This window comes from Paracoccus amoyensis (genome assembly GCF_014490725.1).
Lineage (GTDB): Bacteria > Pseudomonadota > Alphaproteobacteria > Rhodobacterales > Rhodobacteraceae > Paracoccus > Paracoccus amoyensis.
In genome coordinates this window covers 552,383-578,356 of the sequence record NZ_JACOQL010000003.1, presented here as the reverse complement: position 1 = coordinate 578,356, position 25,974 = coordinate 552,383, and the positions used below count along the sequence as shown (strand labels likewise).

Genomic DNA, 25,974 nt, shown 5'->3' with positions numbered 1-25,974 from the left:
CCGCCAAGCTTACTTTGGTTCATGCTGGTGCGACAGTTCAACCCGTCGCACCATGTTTTTTTTGTGAACCGTGCAATTAGCTGTGACTTTCGGCGCTGTTACGCCCAATTTGCGGCGGTTCATCGTCGTCGCGGGTTTTCCAAAGCGAGAACAGGACGCCCGCGCCAAGGATTGCAAAGGTGATGCCCAGCGACCATTCCGGCGGAAACTTCGGCCAGCCCATCGCATCGGCGATGAAGATCTTTGAGCCGATGAACACCAGCAACAGCGACAATGCATACTTAAGATAAGCAAAGCGGTGCAGGATTGCTGACAGGGCAAAATACAGTGCTCGCAGGCCAAGGATGGCAAAGATGTTCGACGTATAGACGATGTAGGGATCGGTTGTGATCGTAAAGACAGCCGGGACAGAGTCGACAGCGAAAACGATGTCCGCAATCTCGATCAAGACCAGCGCCAGCAGCAGGGGCGTCGCGTAACGGGCGATCTTGCCGGTCTTCGGGTCAGGCTGCTTGACGATGAACGCATTGCCGTGAAATTCATCCGTCACGCGAAAGCGTTTGCGCACGAATTTCAGGACGCGATTCTCCGACAGGTCGTGGTTTTCCTCTGATGTGAACAACATCTTGATGCCGGTAAAGACCAGAAACAGCGCAAAGATATACAGCACCCAGTGATATTGTTCGACGATGGTCGCACCCAGTGCGATCATGATACCACGCAGAACGATCACGCCCAGAATGCCCCAGAACAGCACCCGGTGCTGATATTTCCGCGGGATGGCGAAAAAGCTGAAGATCAGCGCCATCACGAAGATATTGTCCATCGCCAGCGTCTTTTCGACAACGAATGCCGTCAGATATTGCGCCGTCGCCTCGCCGCCCATCTGCCAGAAGATGAAGCCCGAAAAGCCCAGCCCAAGCGCGATATACATCGCCGACAGTTTCAGGCTTTGCGCCACGCCGATTTCATGGTCGCCCTTGTTCAGGACGCCCAGGTCAAGCACCAGCAAGGTCACGACCAAGCTGATGAACAGCAGCCACATCCACACAGGCTGTCCAAGAAATGTCAGAAGAAGAAGTTCCATTTGCCCTCGCCAATCCAGTTGAGTGCTGAGAGGTCAGACGGAAGATCAGGGTCGGGCCGTATGACATCGAGCACGCTCGATGCGGTCCGACATCACGACAGTTGCTGTCGTCAGAGGGGCCCGGTCCCGCAGGTTGCAATTAGGAAGCGGCTTCGGAGGTTACAAGGCGCGCGCAGATAATTTTCACGCGGAAGATTGTTTTGCGCGTTCCTCTGCTTCCTGTTCTTGTTGGGCGGCATCTTCTGCATCAAGGCTGTTGCGCATCTTTTCGGGCAGGGCGGTCGGGTTTTCGGTCCGGTCACGCAGCAGCGCCGTCCGACCCAGCAACATCAGTGTGACAGGGATCGTGACAAGAACACAAAGCCCGATGACCAGTTCATGCACAACCAGTCGCTGTTGCAGATATGTAGCCAGAATGGAGGACGCCAGAATGATGGCGCCGGTGCCCCAGCTTGCGCCCAGCGTTGGCGCATGCAGGCGGTCGTAAAAGCTGGACAGCTGTACAAAGCCCAAAGCACCGATGAGTGTCAGCGTCGCCCCCAGCATCACCAACAGTGCGACGGGAATGGAAATCCACAGCGGCAAGCCTTCAAAGCCGTTCATTCGATCACCTCACCCCGGAACAGGAATTTCGTCAGCGCGACCGTCGCGACGAAGCCCATGACGGCAATAACCATGGCGGCTTCGAACAGAAAAACCGATCCAAGCCGCATGCCGGTGATCAAAAACAGAAGCATCACCGTGAGATACAGCGTATCCAGCGCAAGAACACGGTCCTGCGCCCGCGGCCCCAGCAAAATCCGTGATCCGGCAAGGCAGGCGGCGATTGCTATCACAAGCTGCGCATAGCCGAGGGCGAAGGTCAGAATCATACCGCTCATTCAAAGATCTCCATCAGCATGGGTTCGTAAACGTCGCTGAGGACGTGATGATAGTGGTCTGCGCGGGTCGCATCAAAGATGTGCAGGATCAATCTGTTACTGGCGGAACTGTATTCAACCCATGCCGTGCCGGGGGTCGAGGAGACGATGATCGCCAGCGCGGCAAGTGCGTTCGGGTTCTTCAGCTTCAGATCGATAAAGATGAATGCAGAGCGGCGGTTATTGCGTCCATTGGTGAGGATGAGTTTGGCGACATCAGCATTGGATTGTAGGATATCGAAAAACAACGTCCAGATCAGTTTTGGGATGACCGACCAGCGGCGGATGTGAATGCTGGGCGGATGCAGTGCCGCCATGGCCCATCCTGCGAACAATGCGATTGCCGATCCCAGCAGAAAGTGGCCCGGCGAAAATGCGGTCAGCATCATCCAGATCACCACCAGACAAACCGACAACAGCGGGTGCGGGATAAGGCGGATCATTCCGACGCCCCTCGCCGTTTGGTGGTTTCGCGGTCGGCGGCGCGTGGCGTGGCAAAGACGCCATAGGCATAGCTTGCGGTCTGATGCAGCGCACTGGCGGTGCTGGTGGTATAACGCAAGGTTGCCTCGGCCTTGACAGTCATCAGACCGACGACCAGCAGCAATACCGCGATCGGAATAATCTCTAACGCCAGAACGCGAGGCGGGGCGTCGTCCTGCGCCCAGAAGGTCTGGATGCCGATTCGGGCCAGTCCGACCAGCGTCGCAAAGCCCGACAGCATCAGCAGGCCGATAAGTGTCCAGTTCAGACCGGGCGGCAAGCCGTTATTCTGCAGCAGTTGCTGGATCATGGCGACCTTGCCGATAAAGCCCGGCAGTGGTGGCATTCCGGCCAGAACCAGCAGACACAGACCAAAGCATATCCCCAGAACCGTCATGGTGGCAGGAACGCTGAAGCCTGGGTCGGGAACCTCATCAATTTCGGAGTCGTCGACGCCATACACATCGGCGGTCAGCGCCAGCATGGCCGCGATGCCGCCATCCTGCCGATTCATCGGCTCGATCAGCAGGAACAGGGCACTGGTCGCCAGTGTCGATCCGATCATGTAGTAAAGGGCGGCGGCCAACAGCGCTTCTCCTCCACCGGCGACGGCGAAGCCGGTCACGGCCAGCACGGTGCCCGAGGAAATCAGCACTGAATGCGCCGCCATCCGGCCAAGCGTCTGCGATGCCAACAGGCCCAGCAGCCCAAAGATCACGGTCGCCAATCCCAGCAGGATCAGCATGCCCGCGCCGAAGCCGGTTGAAGCGCCCGCACTGGGGCCGAAGACCAGCATCGTCAGGCGCAGGATCGAATATACGCCAACCTTGGTCATGATCGCGAACATTGCCGCCACTGGCGCCGCCCCGGCCATATAGGCCGTGGGAAGCCAGAAAGACAAAGGCCAGCTGCCCGCCTTGACCAGAAACGCCACTGACAGGATCGCAACGCCAGCATGCAGGAAGGACCGATCTTCCGGCGCGATCGAGGAGATCATGTTGGCCAGATGCGCCATGTTCAGCGTGCCGGTCACGCCATAGATCAGGCTGACCCCGATCAGGAACAGCAGCGACGCCGTCAGGTTCATGGCGATATAGTGCATCCCCGCCCGAACACGCAGCTGCCCCGATCCGTGCAACAGCAGGCCATAGGACGCGGCCAGCAACACCTCGAAAAAGACGAACAGGTTGAACAGGTCACCCGTCAGGAACGCGCCGTTCAGCCCGACCAGCAGGAATTGGAACAAAGAGTAGTAATGCGGACCCTGACGGCTGACATTGGTCGAGGCATAGATCAGCGACGGGATCGCCAGCAAAGAGGTCAGAACCAGCATCATCGCCGACAGCCGGTCGATCACCAGCACGATGCCAAACGGAGCCTGCCAGTCGCCCAGCAGATAAAACCCGATGCTGCCGCTGCCATCCGCGCCGCCTGCCTTGGCCCGCAAGACCAGCGCAACGGCGACCAGAAGCTGCAACACGGTCGAACCCATGCTGAGCCAGAATTTCGCCCGACGCTGCCGGTCATCATATAGCAGCATCAATGCGCCGACGATGAACGGGATCAGGATGGGGGCGATGATCAGATGTTGGCTCATGATTGATCACGCTCCTTTCCGTCGACATGGTCGGTGCCCGTTAAGCCGCGCGATGCCAGCAGAACCACCAGAAACAGCGCGGTGGTGGCAAAGCTGATGACGATCGCGGTCAGCACCAGGGCCTGCGGCAGCGGATCGGCATAAATGGTGGGATCGACAAAGCCGCCCTTGGGCATGATGGCCGGGCGGCCGGGGGTCAGCCGACCCATCGAAAAGATGAACAGATTGACGGCATAGGACAGCAGGCACAGGCCGACAATGACCTGAAAGCTGCGTGGGCGCAGCAGCAGCCAGATGCCAGATGTCGCCAGCACGCCGATGGCTATGGACAGGATCAGTTCCATCAGGCGGCCTCTTTCTTGTCGGCTTTTTCTTCTTCGATTTCACGCAATCGGTTGGCGCGCAGCGACTGGTGCGCGATGGCAACCAGCATCAGAACCGTGGCCCCCATGACCAGGGCAAAGACGCCCAGATCGAACAGCATCGCGGTCGCTGCGGGAACCTGCCCGATCACCGGAAGGTGGACGTATTGGGCATAGGCCGTCAGGAACGGATAGCCGAAGATCCAGGCCCCAAGCCCCGTCGCCGTGGCGATCAACAGGCCAAAACCCATCCAGCGGATCGGCAGAACCGTGATCCGCGCCTCGACCCAACGAACATTGGTGGCAAGGTATTGCACCAGAAACGCAATCGCCATGGTGACGCCCGCCGCAAAGCCGCCACCGGGCAGGTCGTGACCGCGAAAGAAGAAATATGCCGACACAAGGATCAGCACCGGGAACATCCACAGCATGATGACGGAAGGCACATACAGATAATCTGTCGCGTTTTGCGCACTTGTTTGCATCTGTTGTGCGGGCGTCTCGACGCTTTCGGCAGAGGGTCGGAAACGACGCAGCAGCGCATAGACAGTCAGGGCGACGATCGCCAGAACGCATATTTCACCATAGGTATCAAAGGCGCGGAAATCGACAAGGATCACGTTGACGACGTTCGTGCCGCCGCCTTCGTAATAGGCATTGCCAAGAAACCAGTCGCCGATATTGATCACCAAGGGCCGCGTCATGATCGCATAGGCCAGAACCGCAATTCCGGTTCCGCCTGCCAATGCGATGATAAAATCGCGAAAACGACGGATCTTGGCAGGCAGCAGTTTATCTTCGGCGATTTCTTCGCGGCGTTTGGGCAGCCAACGCAGGCCAAGCAGCAGCAGGACAGTCGTCACCACCTCGACAAGCAGTTGCGTCACGGCCAGATCGGGGGCGGACAGCCATGCAAAGGTCAGGCAGGTGATCAGCCCCGCACCGCCCAGCGACACCAATGCGGCAAAGCGGTGATACTTGGCTTGCCACGCCGCAAACATCGCGCAAGCCGCGCCAACTGTCCACATCAGCAGGAAGGCAGGCGGCGGTTGGTGCAGGCGTGGGGTGTTGGAGATGTTGAACGAACCCCACAAAGATGCCACAGCAAACAGCAACGCCGTCAGTACCAAAACCCGCAGCTGCGGCTGTAACTGTTCTGTGCTGATCCGTTTGAAGATCGCGCGCGGCCAACGCCAGCTGAACTGCAACTCCAGCCAGTCATAAATTTTCGCGGCACGCAGATGGTGGAATATCGGTGGCCCCTCGGGACCGAAGGGGATCGAGCGCGCGGTCGCAAGGAAAAGATACGTCCCGACCAAGATTGCAATCACGCTCATCAGCAAGGGGCCATTGATGCCATGCCAGATCGCGATATGGACCGCCGGGGCACCGGGGCCAATGACCGCGCGCGTTGCGATGTTCAGCGCGGGTTCGATGGTTATCGCGGGCAGGATGCCGACGATGACGCAGACAGCAACCAGAAACGCGACCGGCAGGCGCATGGCGTTTGGCGGTTCGTGCGGCGTCTTGGGCAGGTCCGTCGGTGTGGGGCCGAAAAAGACGGTGACGATCAATCGCCATGAATATGCGACAGAAAACGCTCCTGCAACGACCGCCAGATAGGGCAGCGCGTCATCCAGCCATGTCCCGTCATGCCATTCGACGGCTTCGGCAAAGAACATTTCTTTCGACAGGAACCCGTTCAGCAGTGGCAGGCCAGCCATCGCCGCCGTCGCCACAATCGCCAGAACCGCGGTCACGGGCATCACCCGGATCAGACCGCCCAGCTTGCGCATGTCGCGTGTGCCGGTCTCATGGTCGATAATCCCTGCGGTCATGAACAGCGACGCTTTAAAGGCGGCATGGTTGCAGATGTGGAAGATCGCAGCAAAGATGGCTGCCGGGCCACCGAACCCGGCCAGCGCCGTGATCAGCCCCAGATGGCTGATCGTGGAATAGGCCAGCAGCCCTTTCAGATCGTGGCGGAACAGCGAAATGACAGCGCCCGTCAGCAGGGTCAGCATCCCCACGCCCGCCACGATATAGAACCATTCCGGCGTGCGGCCCAAGGCTGGCTCAAACCGGATCAGCAGAAAGACCCCGGCTTTGACCATCGTTGCGCTGTGCAGATAGGCCGATACGGGGGTCGGTGCGGCCATCGCCCCCGGTAGCCAGAAATGAAACGGAAATTGCGCCGATTTCGTGAAAGCCCCCAGCAGGAACAGGACCAACGTCACTTCGTAAAGGTGATGGGAGCGGATCACGTCACCCGAGGCCAGAACCTGCTCCAGATCATAGCTGCCGACGATGTAACCGATCAGCAGCATCGACAGAAGCAGGCCCAGCCCGCCAAGCGCCGTGATCAGCAGCGCGGTTCGTGCACCGTCCCGCGCTGCCGCACTTTGATGCCAGAAGCCGATCAGCAGGAAGGACACGATCGAGGTCAGTTCCCAGAAAACCACCAAGATCAGGATATTGCCCGACAACAAGATACCCTGCATCGCACCGGTAAACGCCATCAGCAACGCATAAAAGCGCGGCATCCGATCCTGACCGTCCATGTAGGATCGCGCATAGATCACCACCAGAATGCCGATGCACAGCACCAGCGCGGCGAAAAGCCAGCTAAATCCGTCCAAACGGAAACTGATGTTCAGTTGCAGCGACGGGATCCATTGAATATTGGCGCGGACGCTTTCACCTGATTGGATCAGGTCGCGGAACCCCAGCAGGATCAGCAGACCAGCGGTCAGCGTCAGGCCCGATGTCCACGCCGCCGCTCGTAATGCGTTATGAGGATAGGTCAACAGAAGCAGCGACGCGGCAAAAGGGGCAAGTGCCAGAATTGTCAGCAGGTTCTGTTCGGCCATTTTCCTGGTCGTTCTCCGATAATCGTCGTGTCAGCCGGCACAATAAAAGACCCTGGATCGAGATACGACAAGAGTGACGATGTGATGGCTTGGAATATCTACCGATTGCCGTTTGATTGGCTTGGGATCAAGGGGATATTCAGACAACAGCGGGATTTGGCGCAGTTTTATGGCTCACGACTGCGTGTGGCGCGTCGCAGTGCAGCATGGGCCTCAAATGAAAAACGGCGCTCGTTGCCGAGCGCCGTTTTGTTTGTTGTCGCAGAAGGCGGAGTTATTCCACGCCATCGCCCGCCTGAAACTCAAGCTGCCGCACAGCCCAAAGTGCAAGAACCGTGGCGATTGCCCCGGACAGCAGATACAGCCCAGCCGCATAGAGGCCCAGCGATGTGGAGAGGAACAGTGCGGTAATGGGCGCGAAGCCTGCACCGAACAACCACGAGAAGGCCGAGACAAAGGCCGACGCAGTATAGCGATTGCGATTGTCGAACATCGAGGCCACCGCACCCGAGGATTGGCCAAAGCTGATCCCAAGGATAATGAAGCCGATGATCAGATAACCGGCCTCGCCCAGAATACCGCCGCGCAACATCAGGGGGGCGACAAGGCTGAAGACGCCAATGGCGACAGCACCGATCAGCAGCACACGCCAGCGACCGATCTCATCCGAAAGAAAGCCGGACAGAATGACTGACAGCACGCCAACCGCGGCGGCAAAAGCCAGCAGGTTCAGAAAGGTGGACAGGGCCTCTTCACTGTAAAGATAGATCCATGCCAGCGGGAAAACCGTGACCATGTGGAACATGGCGAAGGTTGCCAGCGGCACGAAAATTCCGACGGCGATGGCGCGGCCATCTTCGGCAATGGTTTTGCGAATGCGGGTGGGCTGCAATTCTTGCGATTCGAAGGCACGCAGAAACTCTGGTGTCACAACGATGCGCAGACGGGCGAACAGTGCCACCACATTCACGGCAAAGGCGACAAAGAACGGATAACGCCAACCCCAGTCAAGAAATTCCTCGGCCGACATGCTGCTGACAAGATAGGAAAACAGGAATGCCGCCACGATCAGGCCCAGTGGTGCGCCAAGCTGGGGAACCATGGCGTAAAAGCCGCGGCGACGCTTGGGTGCGCTGACGGCAAGCAGCGATGCCAGGCCATCCCATGTGCCGCCAACGGCCAGACCCTGACCAAAGCGCAGGATGGCCATGATGATGATCGCCCAATCTCCGACCGACGCATAAGATGGCACAAGACCCATGGCCACGGTGCAGGTTCCCAGCAGGAACAGCGCAATCGTCAGCTTGGCCCCGCGGCCATATTTCCGGTCAACCCGCATGAAAATCGCATTGCCGATTGGGCGCGCTATAAACGCAAGCAAAATCAAAAGAAAAGAAGCCATTGTTCCCTGAAGCGGGTTCAGAAATGGGAACAGGCGAGCGGGGAAAACGATCACCGATGCGATGGCGAAGACGAAGAAGTCAAAGAACTCGGACGTTCGTCCGATGATCACGCCGACGGCGATATCCGACGGTGATACCGGATACTCGGTTGCATCCCTTGGTTGACCTGACTGTGTAGCGGCTGATTCGACCGTTTGGACCATGATGCCAAGCACTCCGTGATCGACGTTCTAGGATAAAAGGCTAATGAACACAGACATATCTTGTGGAATCTGCGCCCAAGTTCGGCTTATGTTTGCTACATTAACGTCAGAATGCACACGCGACAAATTGTCTTCTGTCTAAATCTGCGCTTGAGTCATATCGAATGGCGCTGTGCTGGAACGCAGCGCATCACAGACGGGCCGATACAGGGCGGGGCAAATGCCCCTAACCGGGGGCATGAATGAATATGATAAAAACAATCCAACGAATTTCATGGCTGGCCATGGCCTTGTCGCTGGCGGGCTGCAAGGCGGTCGTGCTGGCGCCATCGGGCGATGTCGCGGCGCAGCAGCGGGACCTGCTTGTGATCTCGACCTTGCTGATGCTGGTCATCATCATTCCCGTTATGGTGATGATCGGTCTGTTCGCATGGCACTATAGCGCCAAGAACAAGGACGCGACCTATGCGCCTGATTGGGATCACTCGACCAAGCTGGAACTGGTGATTTGGGCGATTCCGCTGCTGATCATCGTGACTTTGGGCGCGCTGACCTGGGTTGGGACGCATTTGCTTGACCCCTATCGCCCGCTGCAACCGGCCAGTGCGACCCATTCCGATAATGAGCCCGCTGCCGTGACAGCCGAAGCCCCGTTGCAGGTGCAGGTTGTCGCGCTGGATTGGAAATGGCTGTTCATTTACCCCGAATATAACGTCGCCTCGGTCAACGAACTTGCCGTGCCTGTTGATCGGGCGGTCGAATTTACGCTTACATCCTCGACCGTGATGAATGCCTTCTACATCCCGGCAATGGCGGGCATGATCTATGCCATGCCGGGGATGGAGACCAAGTTGCACGGCATCTTCAACAAACCCGGCGAATATCATGGTCTTGCGTCGCATTATTCCGGTGCAGGCTTCTCGGGGATGCATTTCAAGGCGCTGGCCGAAGATCAGGCGGGTTTTGATAAGTGGATCGCCGACCTTCGCGCCAGTCCCGACACGCTGGACCGTCCGCGCTATCTGGAGCTGGAACAACCGACCCAGAATGTGCCGCCCATGGCTTTCGGTCAGGTCGATCCGCAATTGTTCCAGCGTGCCGTCAACATGTGTGTCGAAGAAGGCAAGATGTGCATGGCCGAAATGATGGCCCGTGATCGCGCCGGCGGGATGGGGCTGGAAGGTGCCGTCAACGTCTCGGTTCTGACCTATGACAAATACGACCGGCGTGGCACGCCGCGCCCAATTCTGGGATGGGAGCCGTTCCAGGTCGCCGGAATTTGCACCGTGGATGAGCTGGAGCAGATGTTCGCCGCAGCCGCCCGCAAAGAGGCCGTGCCGCTGCGCGATCCGACGCCCATGCGCGGTCACGGCCTGCCCGAGCCTGGAGGCTTCTTCCAGCCCAGCAGCCCGAATGATTTTTCACAGACAGCGCCGGCCGCCGGCGTGGATCGGAACCTTTAACCGGATCACGACATGGCTATTGCAAGCAACGAAACAACCTTTCTCTTCGGTCGCCTGAATTTCGGCGCCATCCCGCAGGAACCGATCGTCTGGGCCACCTTTGTCGCCGTGGCCATCGGTGGCGTCGCCTTGCTGGCGGTGCTAACCAAGTTCAAACTGTGGGGCTATCTGTGGAACGAATGGTTCACATCGGTAGATCACAAGAAAATCGGCATCATGTATCTGGTGCTGGCTCTGATCATGCTGCTGCGCGGTTTTGCCGACGCGATCATGATGCGGATTCAGCAGGTCTGGGCCTTTGGTGGGTCCGAGGGGTATCTGAACTCTCACCACTATGACCAGATCTTTACCGCGCACGGCGTCATCATGATCTTCTTTGTGGCGATGCCGTTTGTGACGGGCCTGATGAATTACATCGTGCCGCTGCAGATCGGTGCGCGTGACGTGTCGTTCCCGTTCCTGAACAACTTCTCGTTCTGGATGACGGTGGGCGGCGCGGTGCTGGTCATGGCTTCGCTGTTCATCGGAGAATTCGCGCAAACCGGCTGGCTGGCCTTTCCGCCGCTGTCGGGGATTGGCTACAGTCCGTGGGTCGGCGTGGATTATTATATCTGGGGCCTGCAGGTTGCGGGTGTCGGCACGACGCTGTCGGGGATCAACCTGCTGGTCACGATCCTGAAAATGCGCTGCCCGGGGATGACGCTGATGCGGATGCCGGTCTTTACCTGGACGGCGCTGTGCACGAACGTGCTGATCGTGGCGACCTTCCCGGTGCTGACCATGACGCTGATCCTGCTGACGCTGGACCGCTATCTGGGCACCAACTTCTTTACCAATGACCTGGGCGGCAACCCGATGATGTATGTGAACCTCATCTGGATCTGGGGCCACCCCGAGGTTTACATTCTGATCCTGCCGCTGTTCGGCGTCTTTTCCGAAGTCGTCTCGACCTACAGCGGCAAGCGTCTGTTTGGCTATACCTCGATGGTTTATGCGACCGTCTGCATCACGATCCTGTCCTATCTGGTCTGGCTGCACCATTTCTTTACCATGGGGGCAGGGGCATCGGTGAACTCGTTCTTCGGGATCACGACCATGATCATCTCGATCCCGACCGGGGCCAAGATGTTCAACTGGCTGTTCACCATGTATCGGGGCAAGATCCGTTACGAACTGCCGATGATGTGGGCCATCGCCTTCATGTTCACCTTTGTGCTTGGTGGGATGACGGGGGTTCTTCTGGCGGTGCCGCCAGCGGATTTCGTGTTGCACAACTCTCTGTTCCTTGTGGCGCATTTCCATAATGTCATCATCGGCGGTGTGCTGTTTGGCTGCTTTGCTGCCGTCAATTTCTGGTGGCCCAAAGCCTTCGGCTTCAAGCTGAACGTCTTCTGGGGCAAGGTGTCGCTGTGGTGTTGGGTGATCGGCTTCTGGGTCGCGTTCACGCCGCTTTATGTGCTGGGCCTGATGGGCGTTACCCGCCGGATGCGCGTCTTTGACGACCCCGACCTGCGGATCTGGTTCATCATCGCGGCCATTGGCGCGGCGATCATCGCAGCCGGTATCGCGGCCATGCTGATCCAGTTCTATGTCTCGATCCGCGACCGCGAGGCGCTTGCAGATGTGTCGGGCGATCCGTGGGATGGCCGCACGCTGGAATGGGCAACGTCGTCGCCGCCTCCGCATTATAACTTCGCGTTCACGCCGGTCAGCCACGGGCTGGATACATGGTGGGACATGAAGCGGTTCGGCCAGACGCGCCCACAAGCGAACTACGTGCCCATCCATATGCCCAGGAATACGGGCGCGGGTGTGGTGCTGGCGGCACTTTCCACGATCTGCGGCTTTGCGCTGATCTGGTATATCTGGTGGCTGGCCGTGCTTTCCTTTATCGGGATCATCGTTGTTACGATCGTCCATACGTTCAACTACAACCGCGATTACTACATCCCGGCCGAAGAAGTCCGAAATACCGAGGATGAACGCGACCGCGAACTTGCGACATTGGGGGCCTGACAGATGAGCACGGTTCACACGACTTCACCGGGCGATTTCTGGGAAACCGACCCCCACCATCACGAAGAAGGTGCGTCCACCGGCATAGGCTTCTGGGTCTATCTGATGAGCGACTGTCTGATGTTCGCGGTTCTGTTCGCGGTCTATGGCGTGCTAAGCGGTAGCTATGCCGCCGGGCCAGGGCCGAAGGATCTGTTCGATCTGGAACTCGTGGCGCTGAACACGGCATTCCTGCTGATTTCGTCCATCACCTTTGGCTTTGCCATGCTGGCGATGTTCAAAGGCAATCAGAAAAGCACGCTGTTGTGGCTGGCCGTCACGTTGCTGTTCGGCCTGTGCTTTCTGTCTGTCGAGATCTACGAATTCCGCCACCTGATTCACGTAGGGGCAGGGCCGCAGCGTTCGGCGTTCCTATCGGCCTTTTTCGCGCTGGTCGGCACGCATGGGTTGCATGTGACCTTTGGCTCGATCTGGCTGGTGGTGCTCATGGTGCAGATCAGCCAGCGCGGCCTGATTCCGGCGAACCAGCGGCGCATGATGTGTCTGTCGATGTTCTGGCACTTCCTTGATGTCGTCTGGATCGGCGTTTTCACCTTTGTTTACCTGATGGGGATGATCTGATGTCCGCACATACCCACGACACACATCATCACGACGATCACGGGCATGATGGCGGTCACGACCACGGCACCTATAAATCCTACTTCACCGGTTTTGTCCTGTCGGTCATTCTGACCGCGATTCCTTTTGCGCTGGTCATGGCCGGTGGGCTTGAAAGCCGTGTGATAACCATGCTGCTGGTCGTCGGCTTCGCTGCCGTCCAGATCGTCGTTCACATGGTCTATTTCCTGCATATGAACACGCGCAGCGACGAAGGCTGGACCTTCATGTCGCTGATCTTCACCATTATCATCCTTGTGGTGGTGTTGGCGGGATCGATCTGGGTCATGTATCACATGAACACCAACATGATGCCGACCATGGATCACGAGGCTTTGGGCATCGGGTCGTGATCAAAACCAAGCTGCGGGGGCACGGTGTCTTTCTGACATTCGCGGCCCTCGCGACATTGCTGTTTCTTGGGCTTGGGATCTGGCAGGTTCAGCGTCTGGGCTGGAAGCTTGACCTGATCGAACGCGTCGACGCGCGGGTCGGCGCCGATCCGATTGCCGCGCCCGGCCCGGATGCCTGGTCAACGCTGACTTCCGACAATGAATACACGCCGGTAAAGCTCAGCGGTGACTATGCGCGCGGGCAAGACACCCTGGTTCAGGCCGTGACCGATCTTGGCGGCGGGTTCTGGGTGATGACGCCCCTGACCACGGCCGAAGGATGGACCGTTCTGGTCAATCGCGGGTTCGTCGCGGCCGAAAAACGCGACGACCGGCCGCTCCCTGCGGGGAATGTCACCGTGACCGGTTTGTTGCGCATGTCTCAGCCGGGCGGGGCCTTCCTGCGCGACAATGATCCCGATGCTGATCGCTGGTATTCCCGTGACATCGCCGCCATCGCCGGGAAGCTGGGTCTGAACGATACCGCCCCCTATTTCATCGACGCGAGCCGGAGTGCTGAGACCCCGCCCGTCGGAGGGTTGACCGTGATCCAGTTTCGCAACAACCATCTTAGCTATGCATTGACGTGGTTTGCCATGGCGGCAGGCACGGTGGCACTGACCTTTATCGCGCTGCACCGCACCTCAGTTGGTCAAAAATAACAAAACATACAAATGCTTGCGCGGCTGTGTGTATATGATGCGATCCGGTGGGCAGGCCTTGACCAGGTGATCAAAGTTTAGCCACCGATTGCCACAAGGGGCTTGTCAGCCAAGTCCCGTTGCGCCACCTTTCCCGTTAGAAAAGCCCACTGTTCAAAAACTGGGCAATATCTCAGGGAGAATGAATATGCGACATCTGCTGACCACGCGTGCGATTCTGCTGGCGTCCGTCCTTGCCATTGCACCCGCCGCCTATGCGGAAACCCCGGCCGATACGCTGGTGGTTGCGCATGCGATTGATGACATCATCAGCCTTGATCCCGCGCAGGCGTTCGAATTCGCCGGCAATGATGTGAATCAGAACGTCTATGACCGGCTTGTGGATTTCGATCCGATGGATCTGGACAAGGGGTTTCAGCCGTCACTGGCCGAAAGCTGGGAAGTCAGCGCGGACGGCATGTCGATCACCCTGAAAATGCGTGATGGCGTGACCTTCCATTCCGGCAATCCTGTCCGGGCCGAGGATGCGGCCTGGTCGTTGCAGCGTGCGGTCAAGCTGAATCAGACCCCCGCCTTTATTCTGACGCAATTCGGCTTCACGCCTGAAAATGTCGATGAAAAGATCACCTTCGACGATACCAGCGTGACCCTGCATATGGATAAACCCTATGCGCCGACCTTTGTTCTGAACTGTCTGACGGCCAACGTCGCCAGCGTCATCGACAAGGAAACGGCAATGGCCAATGCCGAGGGTGAGGATTACGGCCACGCCTGGCTGAACACCAACGAGGCTGGCTCTGGCCCCTATACCCTGTCCGCATGGCGCCCGAATGAGGCCCTGCAACTGGCCGCCTATGAAGATTACTTCGCTGGCGCCCCGGCGATGAAGCGCGTTGTGGTTCGAAACGTGCCGGAATCCAGTGCCCAGCGTCTGCTGCTGGAACAAGGCGACATCGACGTTGCCCGCAACTTGTCGCCAACCGATGTCGAAGGCGTCGCAAGCGCGGAAGGCGTTAAAGTTCAGGACGAACCACGCGGCCGGATCATGTATCTGGGCCTGAACCAGAAGGATGAGTTGCTGTCGAACCCCGCCATGATCGAGGCGATGAAATATCTGGTCGATTACGAAGGCATTGCCGGAACGCTGTTGAAGGGCACCTTTGTCCCGCATCAGTCTTTCCTGCCCAAGGGCTACCTGGGCGCGCTGGAGGATATGCCCTACAGCTATGACACCGCAAAAGCCAAGCAAATCCTGACGGATGCAGGTATTACTTCGGGTGAAATCACGACCAACGTTCGTGATCTGCGGGAATATGTCGATGTGGCGCAGGCCTTGCAGGCATCCCTGGCCGAGGTCGGGATCACGATGAATATCCAGCAATCCACCGGCGCCCAGACGCTTGATGCCTATCGCGCGCGCGAGATTCCGGTGTTCATCGGTGAATGGGGCCCGGATTATTCTGACCCAAACACCAACGCCGCGACCTTCGCCTATAACCCCGACAACAGTGACGAAGCCAAGGCAACCGGCCTTCTGGCATGGCGCAACGCCTATGCGGTGCCGGACAACATGAACAAGGAAACTGTTGACGCGACGCTGGAACAGGACGCCCAAAAGCGTGCCGACATGTATATCGAATTGCAGAAGCAATATCAGGCCGAAGCGCCGATCATCCCGATGTTCCAACGGATCGAGGCGACAGGGATGCAGGATAACATCGAAAACTGGAACTCTGGCCGCTCGGTCGCGTCCGTCATGTATCGCCAAGTGACCAAGGGCGAATAAGCCTTGGCCGCCATGGATACAGAAACAGGCGGGCGGGGCATGATCCCGCCGCCAACCCCGTCTGATCGCGCCGCCGCGCGTCGTCGCCGTTTTCGCAGCATTGGCGGCACGATATTGTCGCTGGTCCTTACGCTGTTTGGGCTGCTGCTGGTGACTTTCATCATTGGTCGGGTCATGCCGATCGACCCGGTTTTGAAAGTCGTGGGGGACCGTGCGACACAGGCGCAATATGACGCCGCTTATGTGGCCATGGGGCTGGACCAGCCGCTTTATATCCAGTTCTATCGCTATATCACGGATGTGCTGACCGGGGATTTCGGGCGCTCGATCTCGACCGGGCAGCTTGTCGTTGATGATATCAGGCGGGTTTTCCCCGCGACGGTGGAACTTGCCACCCTGGGCACGCTGATCGGCGTGCTGGTTGGGGTTCCGCTGGGCGTGATCGCTGCCGCCCGCCGTGGCGGCATCGTCGATCAGATCGCCCGCGTGGTCGCGCTGATCGGATATTCCATGCCGATCTTCTGGCTGGGGTTGATGGGTCTGCTGATCTTTTACGGCATCCTTGGTTGGGTCGGTGGACCGGGCAGGCAGGGCATCATCTATGACGGCATGGTGCCCAACGTCACCGGCATGATCCTGGCGGATTCGCTGCTGGCAGGGGATTGGGACGCGTTCAGGGACGCCTTCAGCCATATCATCTTGCCCGCCAGCCTGCTGGGCTATTTCAGCCTTGCCTATATCAGCCGCATGACCCGCAGCTTCATGCTGGAACAGCTATCTGCGGAATATGTCACCACCGCCCGCGTCAAGGGCATGTCCGAACGCAGGGTGATCTGGGGGCATGCCTTCCGCAATATCGCGATCCCGCTGGTGACGGTGATCGCATTGTCCTTCGGCTCACTTCTGGAGGGATCGGTCCTGACCGAGATCATCTTCAGCTGGCCGGGATTGGGGCAATATATCACTAAGGCGCTGCTGGCGGGCGATATGAACGCCGTGCTTGGTGGCACGGTCGTCATTGGCGTCTGCTTCGTGCTGCTGAACCTGTTCAGCGATCTTCTGTATCGCGTTCTGGACCCGAGATCGAAATGAGCGATACATCCAGCAAACCGCAATCCCGCCGCGACTGGCTGCTGACCGATGCCCCGCTGACCCGCCATCAGGCTCGGCTTGGCGCCTTTTATCAGGGATGGCTGACATTTCGCGCGAACAAGCTGGCGATGCTGGGCCTGATCATCCTGATCCTGCTGATCGGCATGGCGATCTTTGCTCCATGGCTGGCCCCGCAAAGCCCGTTCGCGCAGAACTTGGCGGGCCGGTTGCAACCGCCATCCCCAGAACATTGGCTTGGCACCGATGCGCTTGGCCGCGATATCATGTCGCGGCTGATCTATGGTTCCCGCATCACGCTGTTCATCGTGGGAACCGTCGCGCTGATCGCGCCGGTCATCGGGTTGTTCATTGGCACGGTCGCGGGCTTTGCCGGAGGATGGGTCGATCAGGTGTTGATGCGCATCACCGACATCTTTCTGGCCTTCCCGAAGCTGATCCTTGCACTGGCCTTTGTCGCCGCGCTTGGCCCCGGCATCGGGAATGCCGTTCTGGCGCTGGCCCTGACCGGCTGGCCACCCTATGCGCGGCTTGCCCGCGCCGAAACGCTGACCATCCGCAATGCAGACTTCATTGCCGCCGCGCGATTGCAGGGGGCCGGGCGCATGCGTCTGCTGATCCGGCATATCTGGCCGCTTTGCATCAGCTCTCTGATCGTGCGTGTTGCGCTGGATATGGCGGGGATCATCCTGTCGGCGGCGGGCCTTGGCTTTCTTGGGCTTGGTGCACAGCCGCCGATGCCGGAATGGGGGGCGATGATTTCCGATGGCCGCATCTATATCCTTGACTTCTGGTGGGTCGCGGCGATGCCCGGGCTGGCAATCTTCATCGTCTCGCTGGCATTCAACCTGCTGGGCGACGGTTTGCGCGACGTGCTCGATCCAAAGGGGGCAAAGCAATGACCGAACCCATGCTTTCGGTCCGCAACCTTCACGTCAGCTTCCCAACCCGTCAGGGCGTATTCGAGGCTGTGCGCGGCGTCAGCTTCGACCTTGGCCGCGAACGCTTGGGCGTGGTCGGCGAATCCGGCAGTGGCAAGTCCATGACGGGCCGCGCGATCCTTGGCCTTGTCCGCCCGCCGGGACAGGTAAGGGCGGACCGCATGGATCTGGGCGGTCAATCCATCCTGAACCTGCCCGAACGCGGCATGCGTAAAATCCGGGGCAGCCGGATCAGCATGGTCATGCAAGACCCGAAATTCAGTCTGAATCCGGTGATGACCATCGGCGATCAGATCATCGAGGCGTATCGCCTGCACGCCGGGGGCGGCAAAGCCGCCGCCCGCAAAAAGGCTCTTGAAATGCTCAAGGCTGTGCAGATTCGCGATCCCGAACGCGTGATGGACGCCTATCCCCATGAGGTGTCGGGCGGCATGGGCCAGCGCATCATGATTGCGATGATGCTGGCCCCCGATCCCGAAATCCTGATTGCGGATGAACCGACCAGTGCGCTGGATGTTTCGGTCCGGACCGAGGTGTTGAACATCATGGATCGTCTTGTCCGTGACCGCGGCATGGGCCTGATCTTCATCAGTCACGACCTGAACCTTGTGGCCCAGTTTTGTGACCGCGTGCTGATCATGTATGCGGGCCGCGTTGTCGAAACATTGGCAGCACAGGATCTGCACAACGCGCGGCATCCCTATACACAGGGCCTTCTGAACAGCCTGCCGCGCCTTGACGCGCCGGTGGATCGCCTGCCTGTTCTGCAACGTCAGGAAAACTGGCGCAGTGACCCGCTGATCGACCAAGGCCTTGAAACCGAATTGCCCAAAGGGGTGTAGCTGATGCCGCATCTTCTGTGTTTAAATATCCTGCGGGGGTTCGGGGGTGCAAAACCCCCGCTACTCGGGTGCCCTCCATGCTGAACGTGGAAAATCTGGACGTCTGGTTTGGCTTTCCTCCGGATCGGGTCGATGCTGTCAAACAGGTCAGCTTTACGGTCGCCCAGGGTGAAAGCTTTGGTCTGGTTGGCGAATCCGGTTCGGGGAAATCCACCATTCTCCGTGCCATTGCCGGACTCATCGACAGTTGGTCCGGGCGCGTTGATGTTGCGGGTCAGGCCGTCCATGGCAGCCACCGTGATCGCGCCTTCTATAAAACCGTGCAGATGGTGTTTCAGGACCCCTATGCCAGCCTGCATCCCCGCCATTCCGTCGACGCTGTCCTGCACGAGGCGTTGAAGCTGCAGGGCATGGACAACATCGACCGCCGCATCAATCAACTGCTGGACGATGTCGGGCTTGGGCGCGGGTTCCGCTTTCGCTATCCGCATCAGCTATCGGGTGGTCAACGTCAGCGTGTCGCGATTGCTCGTGCTCTGGCCGGTAACCCACGCCTGCTGTTGCTGGACGAGCCGACCAGCGCGCTGGATGTCAGCGTGCAGGCCGAGATCCTGAATCTGCTGACCGATCTGCGCCGTGAACATGGGCTGACCTATGTGATGGTCAGTCATGATCTGGCGGTGGTTGGTCATATGTGCGACCGGCTGGCGGTCATGCAGCATGGCCAGATTGTCGAGGTGATGGAGGTCGATGCCCTGCGCCGCGGCGCAGGACAACAGGATTACACCCGCCACCTGATCCGGGCATCGGCTGGCTATGAACGCGCCTGACCACGCCCCTTGCAACTGCGTCTGTTATCGCTAGCCTGCCGCCGCAATGCAAAGACAGGAAACCGTATGAAGCGCGTGAAACTGGGCGGCAGCGATATCGAGGTCAGCAAGATTTGTCTTGGCACGATGACCTTTGGCAGCCAGACGCCTGAGGCCGATGGCCACCGCCAGATCGAGACGGCACTGGCCGCCGGTGTCACGTTCCTGGATTGCGCCGAGATGTATCCGGTCAATCCGGTGCGCCGTGAAACGGTCGGGAAATCCGAAGAAATTCTGGGCAACTGGCTGAGCCAACCCGGACATCGTCATAAGGTCGAGGTGGCGACAAAGGTGACTGGCCCCAGTCAGATGGTGCGTGACGGCGCAGCTTTTGATGGCGCGACGATCCGGCAAACCATCGATGCTTCGCTGCGCCGTCTGCAGACCGATCATATCGACCTGTATCAACTGCACTGGCCAGTTCGGGGCAGCTATGCTTTTCGCCAGAACTGGACCTACGATCCGTCGGGGCAGAACCGGCAGCAGACCTTGGACCACATGGCCGATGTGCTTGGCGCGATGGCCGATGCGCAGAAGGCCGGCAAGATCCGTGCGGTCGGTCTGTCGAACGAAAGTGCCTGGGGGCTGACCCGCTGGTGCGATGTCGCCGACCGTATCGACGCGCCGCGTATGGCAGCGATCCAGAACGAATATTCGCTGCTCTATCGCCTTTATGACACTGACCTGGCCGAAGTTGCCGTGAATGAGGATGTGACGCTTCTGTCCTATTCACCGCTGGCCGCAGGGATGCTGAGCGGTAAATACCGCGATGGTGCGGTGCCCGAAGGAAGTCGTGCGGCGGTCAACAAAGCCTCGGGCGGGTTGGGTAATCTGGGCGGGCGCAAGACCGGTCTGGGCCTTGCTGCGACCGAAGCCTATCATCAGCTTGCCGCCACACATGGTGTCGACCCGATGCACTTGGCGATTGCATGGCAACTGACGCGCCCCTTCAAGGTGGTGCCGATCATTGGTGCCACGACCGTTGAACAGCTTCAGCATCTGATCGCAGGCTTCGACCTGACGCTTTCCGCAGAACTGATCAAAGAAATTGATCGCCTGCATAAGCTGCATGCAATGACCTATTGATGAAACCCACACGGCACTTATCTTATTGGGCTGTGACGATAATAAATTTTTGAGCGGGGGCCGGGATGGCAGGCGATCCATATGCAGCCTTGGGGCTGAAGAAAGCGGCGACGGATGCCGAGATCAAGAAGGCGTATCGCAAGATCGCCAAGACCGATCACCCCGACCTTAATCCCGACCCTGCGGCAATGACGCGATTCAAGGCGGCGTCGGCGGCCTATGATCTGTTGAAAGACCCTGAGAAACGCCGCCGTTTTGACGCTGGTGAGATCGACGATCAGGGGCAGGAACGCCCGCAGCGCCATTACTATCGCGAACATGCCGAGGCTGCGGATAATCCCTATTCCCGCAGCTATGGATTCGAGGGCGATCCGGATTTGTCGGATGTGTTTTCGGATCTGTTTGGACGACGTGGGGCGGGCAGCGCAGGCGGCGGCTTCGGCGGCTTTCGCAGCTCAGGCTATGAAAACCCCCGTGATTTTCATGTCCGCGGGCAGGATTATCGTTTCAATCTTGAGATCGACTTCATGACCGCCGCGCGCGGCGGCAAAACCCGGATCAGCCTGCCCGACGGAGGCGATCTTGAAGTCACGATCCCCAAAGGCGTGCGTGATGGCCAAACCATTCGCCTGAAAGGCAAGGGCGGTCCCGGCATGGGGCAGGGCGGGTCCGGCGATGCCTATCTGACCATCACCATCGCCCACACCCGGATTTCCGCCGCGAGGGGAACGATATCTTCCTGACGCTGCCGGTCACGATTTACGAGGCTGCCTTGGGCGGCAAGGTTCCGGTTCCGACGATTGATGGCTCGGTCAATTTGTCCATTCCCGCTGGCTCGAACACCGGCCGCAAATTGCGTCTGAAAGGACGGGGTATCAACGGTGGCGATCAGACCGTGGAATTGAAGGTCGTCATGCCACCTAAAGTTGATAGCGAGTTAACCGAATTCATGGAAAAATGGAGTAAGGATCATCAGTATGATCCACGGTCCGAATTGAAGGCGGGGGTGTAACGGCATGACGCGCTTTTACAGTGAAACCGAAGTAATTTCCCGCGTCGACGATCTGACGCAACCTCGTCTTGGGGCGTTCATCCGGGCGCGGATCATTTCACCCGTGACGACGCCGCAAGGCCCCGCCTATCGCGAAACCGATCTGGCGCGTCTGCAACTGCTTGTCGATCTGGCCGAAGCATATGAACTGCCCGACGATTCGCTGACCATGGTGATGTCACTGATCGACCAGTTGAATACCGCGCGTGGCGATATGCGTGCGCTGATGCAGGCAGTGGCGGCAGAACCCGACGACGTGCGCGGCAGAATCACCACGACCGTCCGGCATATCCGTATCGTCCACATCGACGACGATCCCGAAAACAGCTGACGCGGGCAGGACTTAATTGGCAGGGCTGGAGCTGGCAGCATTGCCGTGCTGCCGTCTGTCTTAATCCTCTAGCCGATCGCGGTTTCTTTCCCGATCACGCTTGACCTTGATCCGCTGCTTGCGATTCGGCAGGCGTTCCATCACCGCTTGTCTTTCGGCTGGTGACATCGTCCCCCAAGTCGCGATTTCTTCCAGACTGCGATAACAGCCGACACACAGATCCTCTCGTCGGTCGATGACGCAGATATTGACGCAAGGGCTTTCGATCACGCTCATTGCGACAGATAACGCAGGCGATCCAACGCACCCTGCAGAATATATCCTGCAGCGACCTGATCAATCACCTCGGCCCTGCGACGACGAGAGGTGTCGGCCTCTAGCAAAGCCCGTTCAGCCGCCACCGTGGACAGGCGCTCGTCCCAGTAGGCGATGGGCAGCTCGGTCAGCTTGGTCAGGTTGCGTGCAAAGGCACGCGTCGATTGCGCGCGTGGCCCCTCGCTGCCGTCCATATTGCGCGGCAGGCCCAATATCAGGCCAACCAGCCCGCGATCATTGGCGATTTTCAGCAGTTCATCCGCATCCAGCGTGAATTTGGCCCGACGGATCACACTGATGGGCGAGGCGACCTGACGCAGCCCATCGCTGACCGCCACGCCAATCGTCTTGGTCCCTAAATCCAGTCCTGCCAGCGCGCCGACCGAGGGCAGGGCCGCTGCAAATTCGGTGATGTCTTCATAAATCATTCGACCAATCCCGCTTTCTGGGCGGCCTCATGCACCGTGGCCAAGGCCTGAGGCGAAGCGGCAAAGATGGACTGCGCCTCGGTCCAGATATCTTTGGCATGATCGGTGTCACCAATCACCACCAGTGAGGAAATCAGCCGCGCCCATTCTTCGGGGCTGCCCCCCTGCTCTGCCAAGCGACCTTCCAACTGGGCAACCATACCGCGAATGAAATCCTGACGCTCATCATCGGTCATGCCTTCGGCTGAGGCGATATCTTCGGCGCTTGGCCCGGTCAGAACAGGGGCAGGCGCGACATAGTCCGGCTGGCCTGCCAGCCAAGCAAGATCGGGCATCGCCGCGCGAATGGGCGCAATCCACGGTGCCGATTCCGGCCCCTGTTCCAGCAGCCTGCGCCAGATGGCAAACGTGCGGTCAGCGCGACCGTTTTGCAGATACATCAATCCGATCAGATATCGTGCCTGGGGCTGATCCGGGTCGATCTGAAGGGCCTGGCCCAGCACCCGCTCGGCCTCGGGGGTGACGATGCCGGCAGCCGCCTCGATCATCAACGCGCCCAGACGCATATGGTCGTCGGCCGTCGCCTCATGACCGCGCAAGTCGATCAGGCGCTGCTGCGCCTCTCGTGCGGCGGCAATATTACCGCTACGGGTTTCATAGGTGACCAGAAAGGTCAGTCCCTGCGGATCATCGGGTCGCTGGGCCACCGTTTCGCGAAGCTGCTGAATCAGGCGGCGGTCGTCTTCAGACAATTCCACCGGGGCGGCTGCGGGGGCGTTTGCCTCGGCCTCGGCCTGCGTGGGGCGGTTGTCATAGGCACGTTCGGCCGCCACGATCCGTGCCGTCATCGGCATGTCAGGGGCGCCCGGCGCACCTTCCTGCCAATACAGAGCCGCGGCACCAACCAGGACCAGGGCCATCACGATCACGGGCAGCGCGACTGCGGCGCCCCCGTTTTTGTCACTGCTGTCGTTCAGCCTCCTGTCGGCATCCAGAACCTTCCGGCCAATCTCGGCCTTCAGCCGCTGGGCATCCTCTGCCTCGATCACCCCCCGTTCCAGATCGCGGTCAACCTCGCGCAGTTGATCGCGGTAAACCTGCAGGTCATAGGCCGCAACAGGTTGCGCCTGCGCGTCATCACGCGCACGCAAGATGGGGGTCAAAATGGCCATGGCGACAATCGCAACCAGCGCCGTGCAGATGATCCAGAACATGGATGTCCTCCGTTACCCTTTCCCCATAGTGCGGATTGCCGCCGACCGAAAGCGTCCTGCCGTCGCATGTGTTCACGGATGTGCCATCGGCAAGCGCAAGATGTCGCAATTCGCCTTGATCTGCCGCATGCTGCCTTGAGCATGTCAGCAGCTGTCGTCATGCTGGCGTAGATATTCCATTGGGGGTCTTACATGCCGTCAGCTCGCTCCGGCCACTATTCCATCTTTGCCATCGCCCGCGAGGCGTTTCGCCAACATACCGGCTGGCAACGGGCATGGGCCAATCCCGAACCACGCAGCAAATACAAGGTGGTGATTGTTGGCGCGGGCGGCCATGGTCTGGCAACCGCCTATTATCTGGGAAAGAACTTCGGAATCACCGATGTCGCGGTGATCGAAAAGGGTTGGCTGGGCGGCGGCAATACCGGTCGCAATACGACCATCATCCGGTCAAACTACCTGCAAGACCCATCGGCTGCGATTTATGACAAGGCGCTGAAGCTGTATGAGGATCTGTCGCAGGAGCTGAACTACAACGTCATGTTCAGCCCGCGTGGTCTGATCATGCTGGCCCAGACCGAACACGAGGTGCGTGGATACAAGCGCACCGTTTATGCCAACAACCTGCAAGGCGTCGCGACAGAGTGGATCGAGCCTGCTCGCTTGAAGGAACTGGTGCCGATCATCAATCTGGAGGGTCCCCGTTATCCGGTTCTGGGCGGGCTTTATCAAGAGCGTGGCGGCACGGCACGCCACGACGCTGTCGCCTGGGGTTACGCCCGCGCCTGTTCCGACATGGGCATGCACATCATCCAGAATTGTGAAGTGCAGGGGGTTGAAACCGAAGGCGGGCAGCTTCGCGCGGTGAATACCTCCAAAGGCCGCATCGAATGCGAAAAGCTGGCCATGGTCGTCGCGGGCCATTCCAGCCAGCTGGCCGAAATGGCGGGGTTCCGTCTGCCCATCGAAAGCGTCGCGCTGCAGGCACTGGTCAGCGAGCCGATCAAGCCCTGCATGGATGTTGTTGTCATGGCCAACACCGTCCACGGCTATCTGTCGCAATCGGACAAGGGCGAAATGGTGATCGGTGGTGGCACGGATGGTTTCAACAATTTCACGCAGCGCGGATCATGGCACCATGTCGAAGAAACCGTGCGGGCGCTGGTCGAGACCTTCCCGATGATTTCGCGGCTTAAAATGCTGCGCCAATGGGGCGGTATCGTCGACATGACGGGGGATCGCTCTCCCATCCTGTCAACCACGCCGGTCAGAAATATCTTCGTCAACTGTGGCTGGGGTACCGGCGGCTTCAAGGCGATCCCCGGCTCTGGCTGGGCGATGGCAGAACTGATCGCGAACGGCACGCCCGGCCCGCTTGCCGCCGAATTTGGCCTGAACCGCTTCCGCGAAGGCCGGTTCATCGATGAATCCGTTGCCGCCGGTGTGGCGCATTGAGCGTGACTTCGCTTTTGTTAGATCCCGCGGGAACCTTTCAGAGGGGGTGCGAATTGCGTTTGCATCCAACTGAATTCCGAAAGGGAAATACATGGCAGACGGTAACAACAATAACGGTCTTTACTTCATCGTCGGCGGCATCGTTGTCGTCGTGGCGCTTTTGTTCTTCTTCATGTCGGGTGGTGATGTCGACACCGCCGGCGAAGGCGGAGATACGACCTCGATCACCGTCGAGACGCCTGATGAGCCGGCCACTGATGCACCCGTTGCCGACGCACCCGCAGTCGATGCCCCTGCAGTCGATGCCCCCGCTGTCGAAGGCGAAACCGCACCGGCCAACTAAGGCCGAGAAAGCTGGGGGATGGGGTAACGCTTCATCTTCTGTGCGGAAATATCCACGGGGGTCCGGGGGCAGTCAGCCCCCGGCC

At 59.1% G+C, this 25,974-nt stretch carries 27 protein-coding genes; 16 read left to right on the top strand and 11 right to left on the bottom strand.

What is annotated here, in order from left to right:
* Positions 1 to 76 precede the first annotated feature (76 nt).
* The 8 genes from H4P12_RS11860 to H4P12_RS11825 form a co-directional block, all read right to left on the bottom strand.
* The gene (locus tag H4P12_RS11860) at positions 77 to 1,087 is read right to left on the bottom strand and encodes a TerC family protein (protein ID WP_187793868.1); all 1,011 of its coding nucleotides are present in this window, start codon (positions 1,085 to 1,087) and stop codon (positions 77 to 79) included.
* A 183-nt stretch (positions 1,088 to 1,270) separates the two neighbouring features.
* Positions 1,271 to 1,690 (bottom strand): monovalent cation/H(+) antiporter subunit G, encoded by a 420-nt coding sequence (gene mnhG, locus H4P12_RS11855; RefSeq protein ID WP_187793867.1) that lies wholly within the window; start codon positions 1,688 to 1,690, stop codon positions 1,271 to 1,273.
* Positions 1,687 to 1,968 (bottom strand): K+/H+ antiporter subunit F, encoded by a 282-nt coding sequence (locus tag H4P12_RS11850; protein ID WP_187793866.1) that lies wholly within the window; start codon positions 1,966 to 1,968, stop codon positions 1,687 to 1,689. Before H4P12_RS11850 ends, mnhG begins: the two co-directional genes overlap by 4 nt.
* Entirely contained in the window at positions 1,965 to 2,450 is a 486-nt protein-coding gene (locus H4P12_RS11845; protein WP_187793865.1) for a Na+/H+ antiporter subunit E, read from the bottom strand. Before H4P12_RS11845 ends, H4P12_RS11850 begins: the two co-directional genes overlap by 4 nt.
* A complete protein-coding gene (locus tag H4P12_RS11840; protein WP_223115789.1) occupies positions 2,447 to 4,087 on the bottom strand; it encodes a monovalent cation/H+ antiporter subunit D in 1,641 nt (546 codons plus the stop codon). The genes H4P12_RS11845 and H4P12_RS11840 overlap by 4 nt, the downstream gene beginning before the upstream one ends.
* On the bottom strand, positions 4,084 to 4,431 hold the full coding sequence (locus H4P12_RS11835) for a Na+/H+ antiporter subunit C (RefSeq protein WP_187793864.1): 348 nt from the start codon (positions 4,429 to 4,431) through the stop codon (positions 4,084 to 4,086). The genes H4P12_RS11840 and H4P12_RS11835 overlap by 4 nt, the downstream gene beginning before the upstream one ends.
* Positions 4,431 to 7,319 (bottom strand): monovalent cation/H+ antiporter subunit A, encoded by a 2,889-nt coding sequence (locus tag H4P12_RS11830; protein ID WP_187793863.1) that lies wholly within the window; start codon positions 7,317 to 7,319, stop codon positions 4,431 to 4,433. The genes H4P12_RS11835 and H4P12_RS11830 overlap by 1 nt, the downstream gene beginning before the upstream one ends.
* 274 nt (positions 7,320 to 7,593) lie before the next feature.
* Positions 7,594 to 8,925 carry an MFS transporter gene (locus H4P12_RS11825; RefSeq protein ID WP_187793862.1) on the bottom strand — a complete coding sequence of 444 codons (1,332 nt, stop codon included), beginning with the start codon at positions 8,923 to 8,925 and terminating at the stop codon, positions 7,594 to 7,596.
* Between the two features lie 242 nt (positions 8,926 to 9,167).
* Here H4P12_RS11825 and cyoA point away from each other — a divergent pair, with 242 nt between their 5' ends.
* From cyoA to H4P12_RS11760, 14 genes are all read left to right on the top strand, one after another.
* Complete coding sequence (cyoA, locus tag H4P12_RS11820) at positions 9,168 to 10,388, top strand: ubiquinol oxidase subunit II (protein ID WP_187793861.1); 1,221 nt, start codon at positions 9,168 to 9,170, stop codon at positions 10,386 to 10,388.
* Between the two features lie 12 nt (positions 10,389 to 10,400).
* On the top strand, positions 10,401 to 12,404 hold the full coding sequence (gene cyoB / locus H4P12_RS11815) for a cytochrome o ubiquinol oxidase subunit I (RefSeq protein WP_187793860.1): 2,004 nt from the start codon (positions 10,401 to 10,403) through the stop codon (positions 12,402 to 12,404).
* Between the two features lie 3 nt (positions 12,405 to 12,407).
* Positions 12,408 to 13,025 (top strand): cytochrome o ubiquinol oxidase subunit III, encoded by a 618-nt coding sequence (gene cyoC / locus H4P12_RS11810; RefSeq protein WP_187793859.1) that lies wholly within the window; start codon positions 12,408 to 12,410, stop codon positions 13,023 to 13,025.
* Positions 13,025 to 13,417, top strand: a complete 393-nt coding sequence (gene cyoD / locus H4P12_RS11805; protein WP_187793858.1) for a cytochrome o ubiquinol oxidase subunit IV — start codon at positions 13,025 to 13,027, stop codon at positions 13,415 to 13,417. Before cyoC ends, cyoD begins: the two co-directional genes overlap by 1 nt.
* Entirely contained in the window at positions 13,414 to 14,118 is a 705-nt protein-coding gene (locus tag H4P12_RS11800; protein ID WP_343069816.1) for an SURF1 family protein, read from the top strand. Before cyoD ends, H4P12_RS11800 begins: the two co-directional genes overlap by 4 nt.
* Before the next feature lie 181 nt (positions 14,119 to 14,299).
* Positions 14,300 to 15,904 (top strand): ABC transporter substrate-binding protein, encoded by a 1,605-nt coding sequence (locus H4P12_RS11795; RefSeq protein WP_187793857.1) that lies wholly within the window; start codon positions 14,300 to 14,302, stop codon positions 15,902 to 15,904.
* 39 nt (positions 15,905 to 15,943) lie between these two features.
* Entirely contained in the window at positions 15,944 to 16,996 is a 1,053-nt protein-coding gene (locus tag H4P12_RS11790) for an ABC transporter permease (RefSeq protein ID WP_187793999.1), read from the top strand.
* Positions 16,993 to 17,916 (top strand): nickel transporter permease, encoded by a 924-nt coding sequence (nikC, locus tag H4P12_RS11785; protein WP_187793856.1) that lies wholly within the window; start codon positions 16,993 to 16,995, stop codon positions 17,914 to 17,916. Before H4P12_RS11790 ends, nikC begins: the two co-directional genes overlap by 4 nt.
* Positions 17,913 to 18,797, top strand: coding sequence for an ABC transporter ATP-binding protein (locus H4P12_RS11780; protein WP_187793855.1), 885 nt, complete (start codon positions 17,913 to 17,915; stop codon positions 18,795 to 18,797). Before nikC ends, H4P12_RS11780 begins: the two co-directional genes overlap by 4 nt.
* A 77-nt stretch (positions 18,798 to 18,874) precedes the next feature.
* Positions 18,875 to 19,627: an ABC transporter ATP-binding protein gene (locus H4P12_RS11775; protein WP_187793854.1), complete on the top strand. Its 753-nt coding sequence runs from the start codon at positions 18,875 to 18,877 to the stop codon at positions 19,625 to 19,627.
* A gap of 66 nt (positions 19,628 to 19,693) precedes the next feature.
* On the top strand, positions 19,694 to 20,752 hold the full coding sequence (locus H4P12_RS11770) for an aldo/keto reductase (RefSeq protein WP_187793853.1): 1,059 nt from the start codon (positions 19,694 to 19,696) through the stop codon (positions 20,750 to 20,752).
* A gap of 65 nt (positions 20,753 to 20,817) precedes the next feature.
* On the top strand, positions 20,818 to 21,495 hold the full coding sequence (locus H4P12_RS11765) for a DnaJ domain-containing protein (protein ID WP_343069814.1): 678 nt from the start codon (positions 20,818 to 20,820) through the stop codon (positions 21,493 to 21,495).
* Entirely contained in the window at positions 21,486 to 21,764 is a 279-nt protein-coding gene (locus H4P12_RS19185; RefSeq protein WP_343069822.1) for a DnaJ C-terminal domain-containing protein, read from the top strand. The genes H4P12_RS11765 and H4P12_RS19185 overlap by 10 nt, the downstream gene beginning before the upstream one ends.
* A 4-nt stretch (positions 21,765 to 21,768) precedes the next feature.
* The gene (locus tag H4P12_RS11760) at positions 21,769 to 22,134 is read left to right on the top strand and encodes a hypothetical protein (protein ID WP_187793852.1); all 366 of its coding nucleotides are present in this window, start codon (positions 21,769 to 21,771) and stop codon (positions 22,132 to 22,134) included.
* 60 nt (positions 22,135 to 22,194) lie between these two features.
* On the opposite strand, the gene H4P12_RS11755 is transcribed toward H4P12_RS11760, so the two are convergent.
* From H4P12_RS11755 to ccmI, 3 genes are read right to left on the bottom strand one after another with little or no spacing between them, the layout of a single operon-like run.
* The gene (locus tag H4P12_RS11755; protein ID WP_187793851.1) at positions 22,195 to 22,410 is read right to left on the bottom strand and encodes a DUF1289 domain-containing protein; all 216 of its coding nucleotides are present in this window, start codon (positions 22,408 to 22,410) and stop codon (positions 22,195 to 22,197) included.
* Positions 22,407 to 22,877, bottom strand: a complete 471-nt coding sequence (gene ruvX, locus H4P12_RS11750; protein WP_187793850.1) for a Holliday junction resolvase RuvX — start codon at positions 22,875 to 22,877, stop codon at positions 22,407 to 22,409. The genes H4P12_RS11755 and ruvX overlap by 4 nt, the downstream gene beginning before the upstream one ends.
* Entirely contained in the window at positions 22,874 to 24,091 is a 1,218-nt protein-coding gene (gene ccmI, locus H4P12_RS11745) for a c-type cytochrome biogenesis protein CcmI (protein ID WP_187793849.1), read from the bottom strand. The genes ruvX and ccmI overlap by 4 nt, the downstream gene beginning before the upstream one ends.
* Before the next feature lie 192 nt (positions 24,092 to 24,283).
* Between ccmI and H4P12_RS11740 the strand changes: the two genes are divergently transcribed.
* Entirely contained in the window at positions 24,284 to 25,546 is a 1,263-nt protein-coding gene (locus H4P12_RS11740; protein ID WP_187793848.1) for a sarcosine oxidase subunit beta family protein, read from the top strand.
* Positions 25,547 to 25,637: 91 nt separating this feature from the next.
* Positions 25,638 to 25,889: a hypothetical protein gene (locus H4P12_RS11735; protein ID WP_187793847.1), complete on the top strand. Its 252-nt coding sequence runs from the start codon at positions 25,638 to 25,640 to the stop codon at positions 25,887 to 25,889.
* Positions 25,890 to 25,974: the final 85 nt, after the last annotated feature.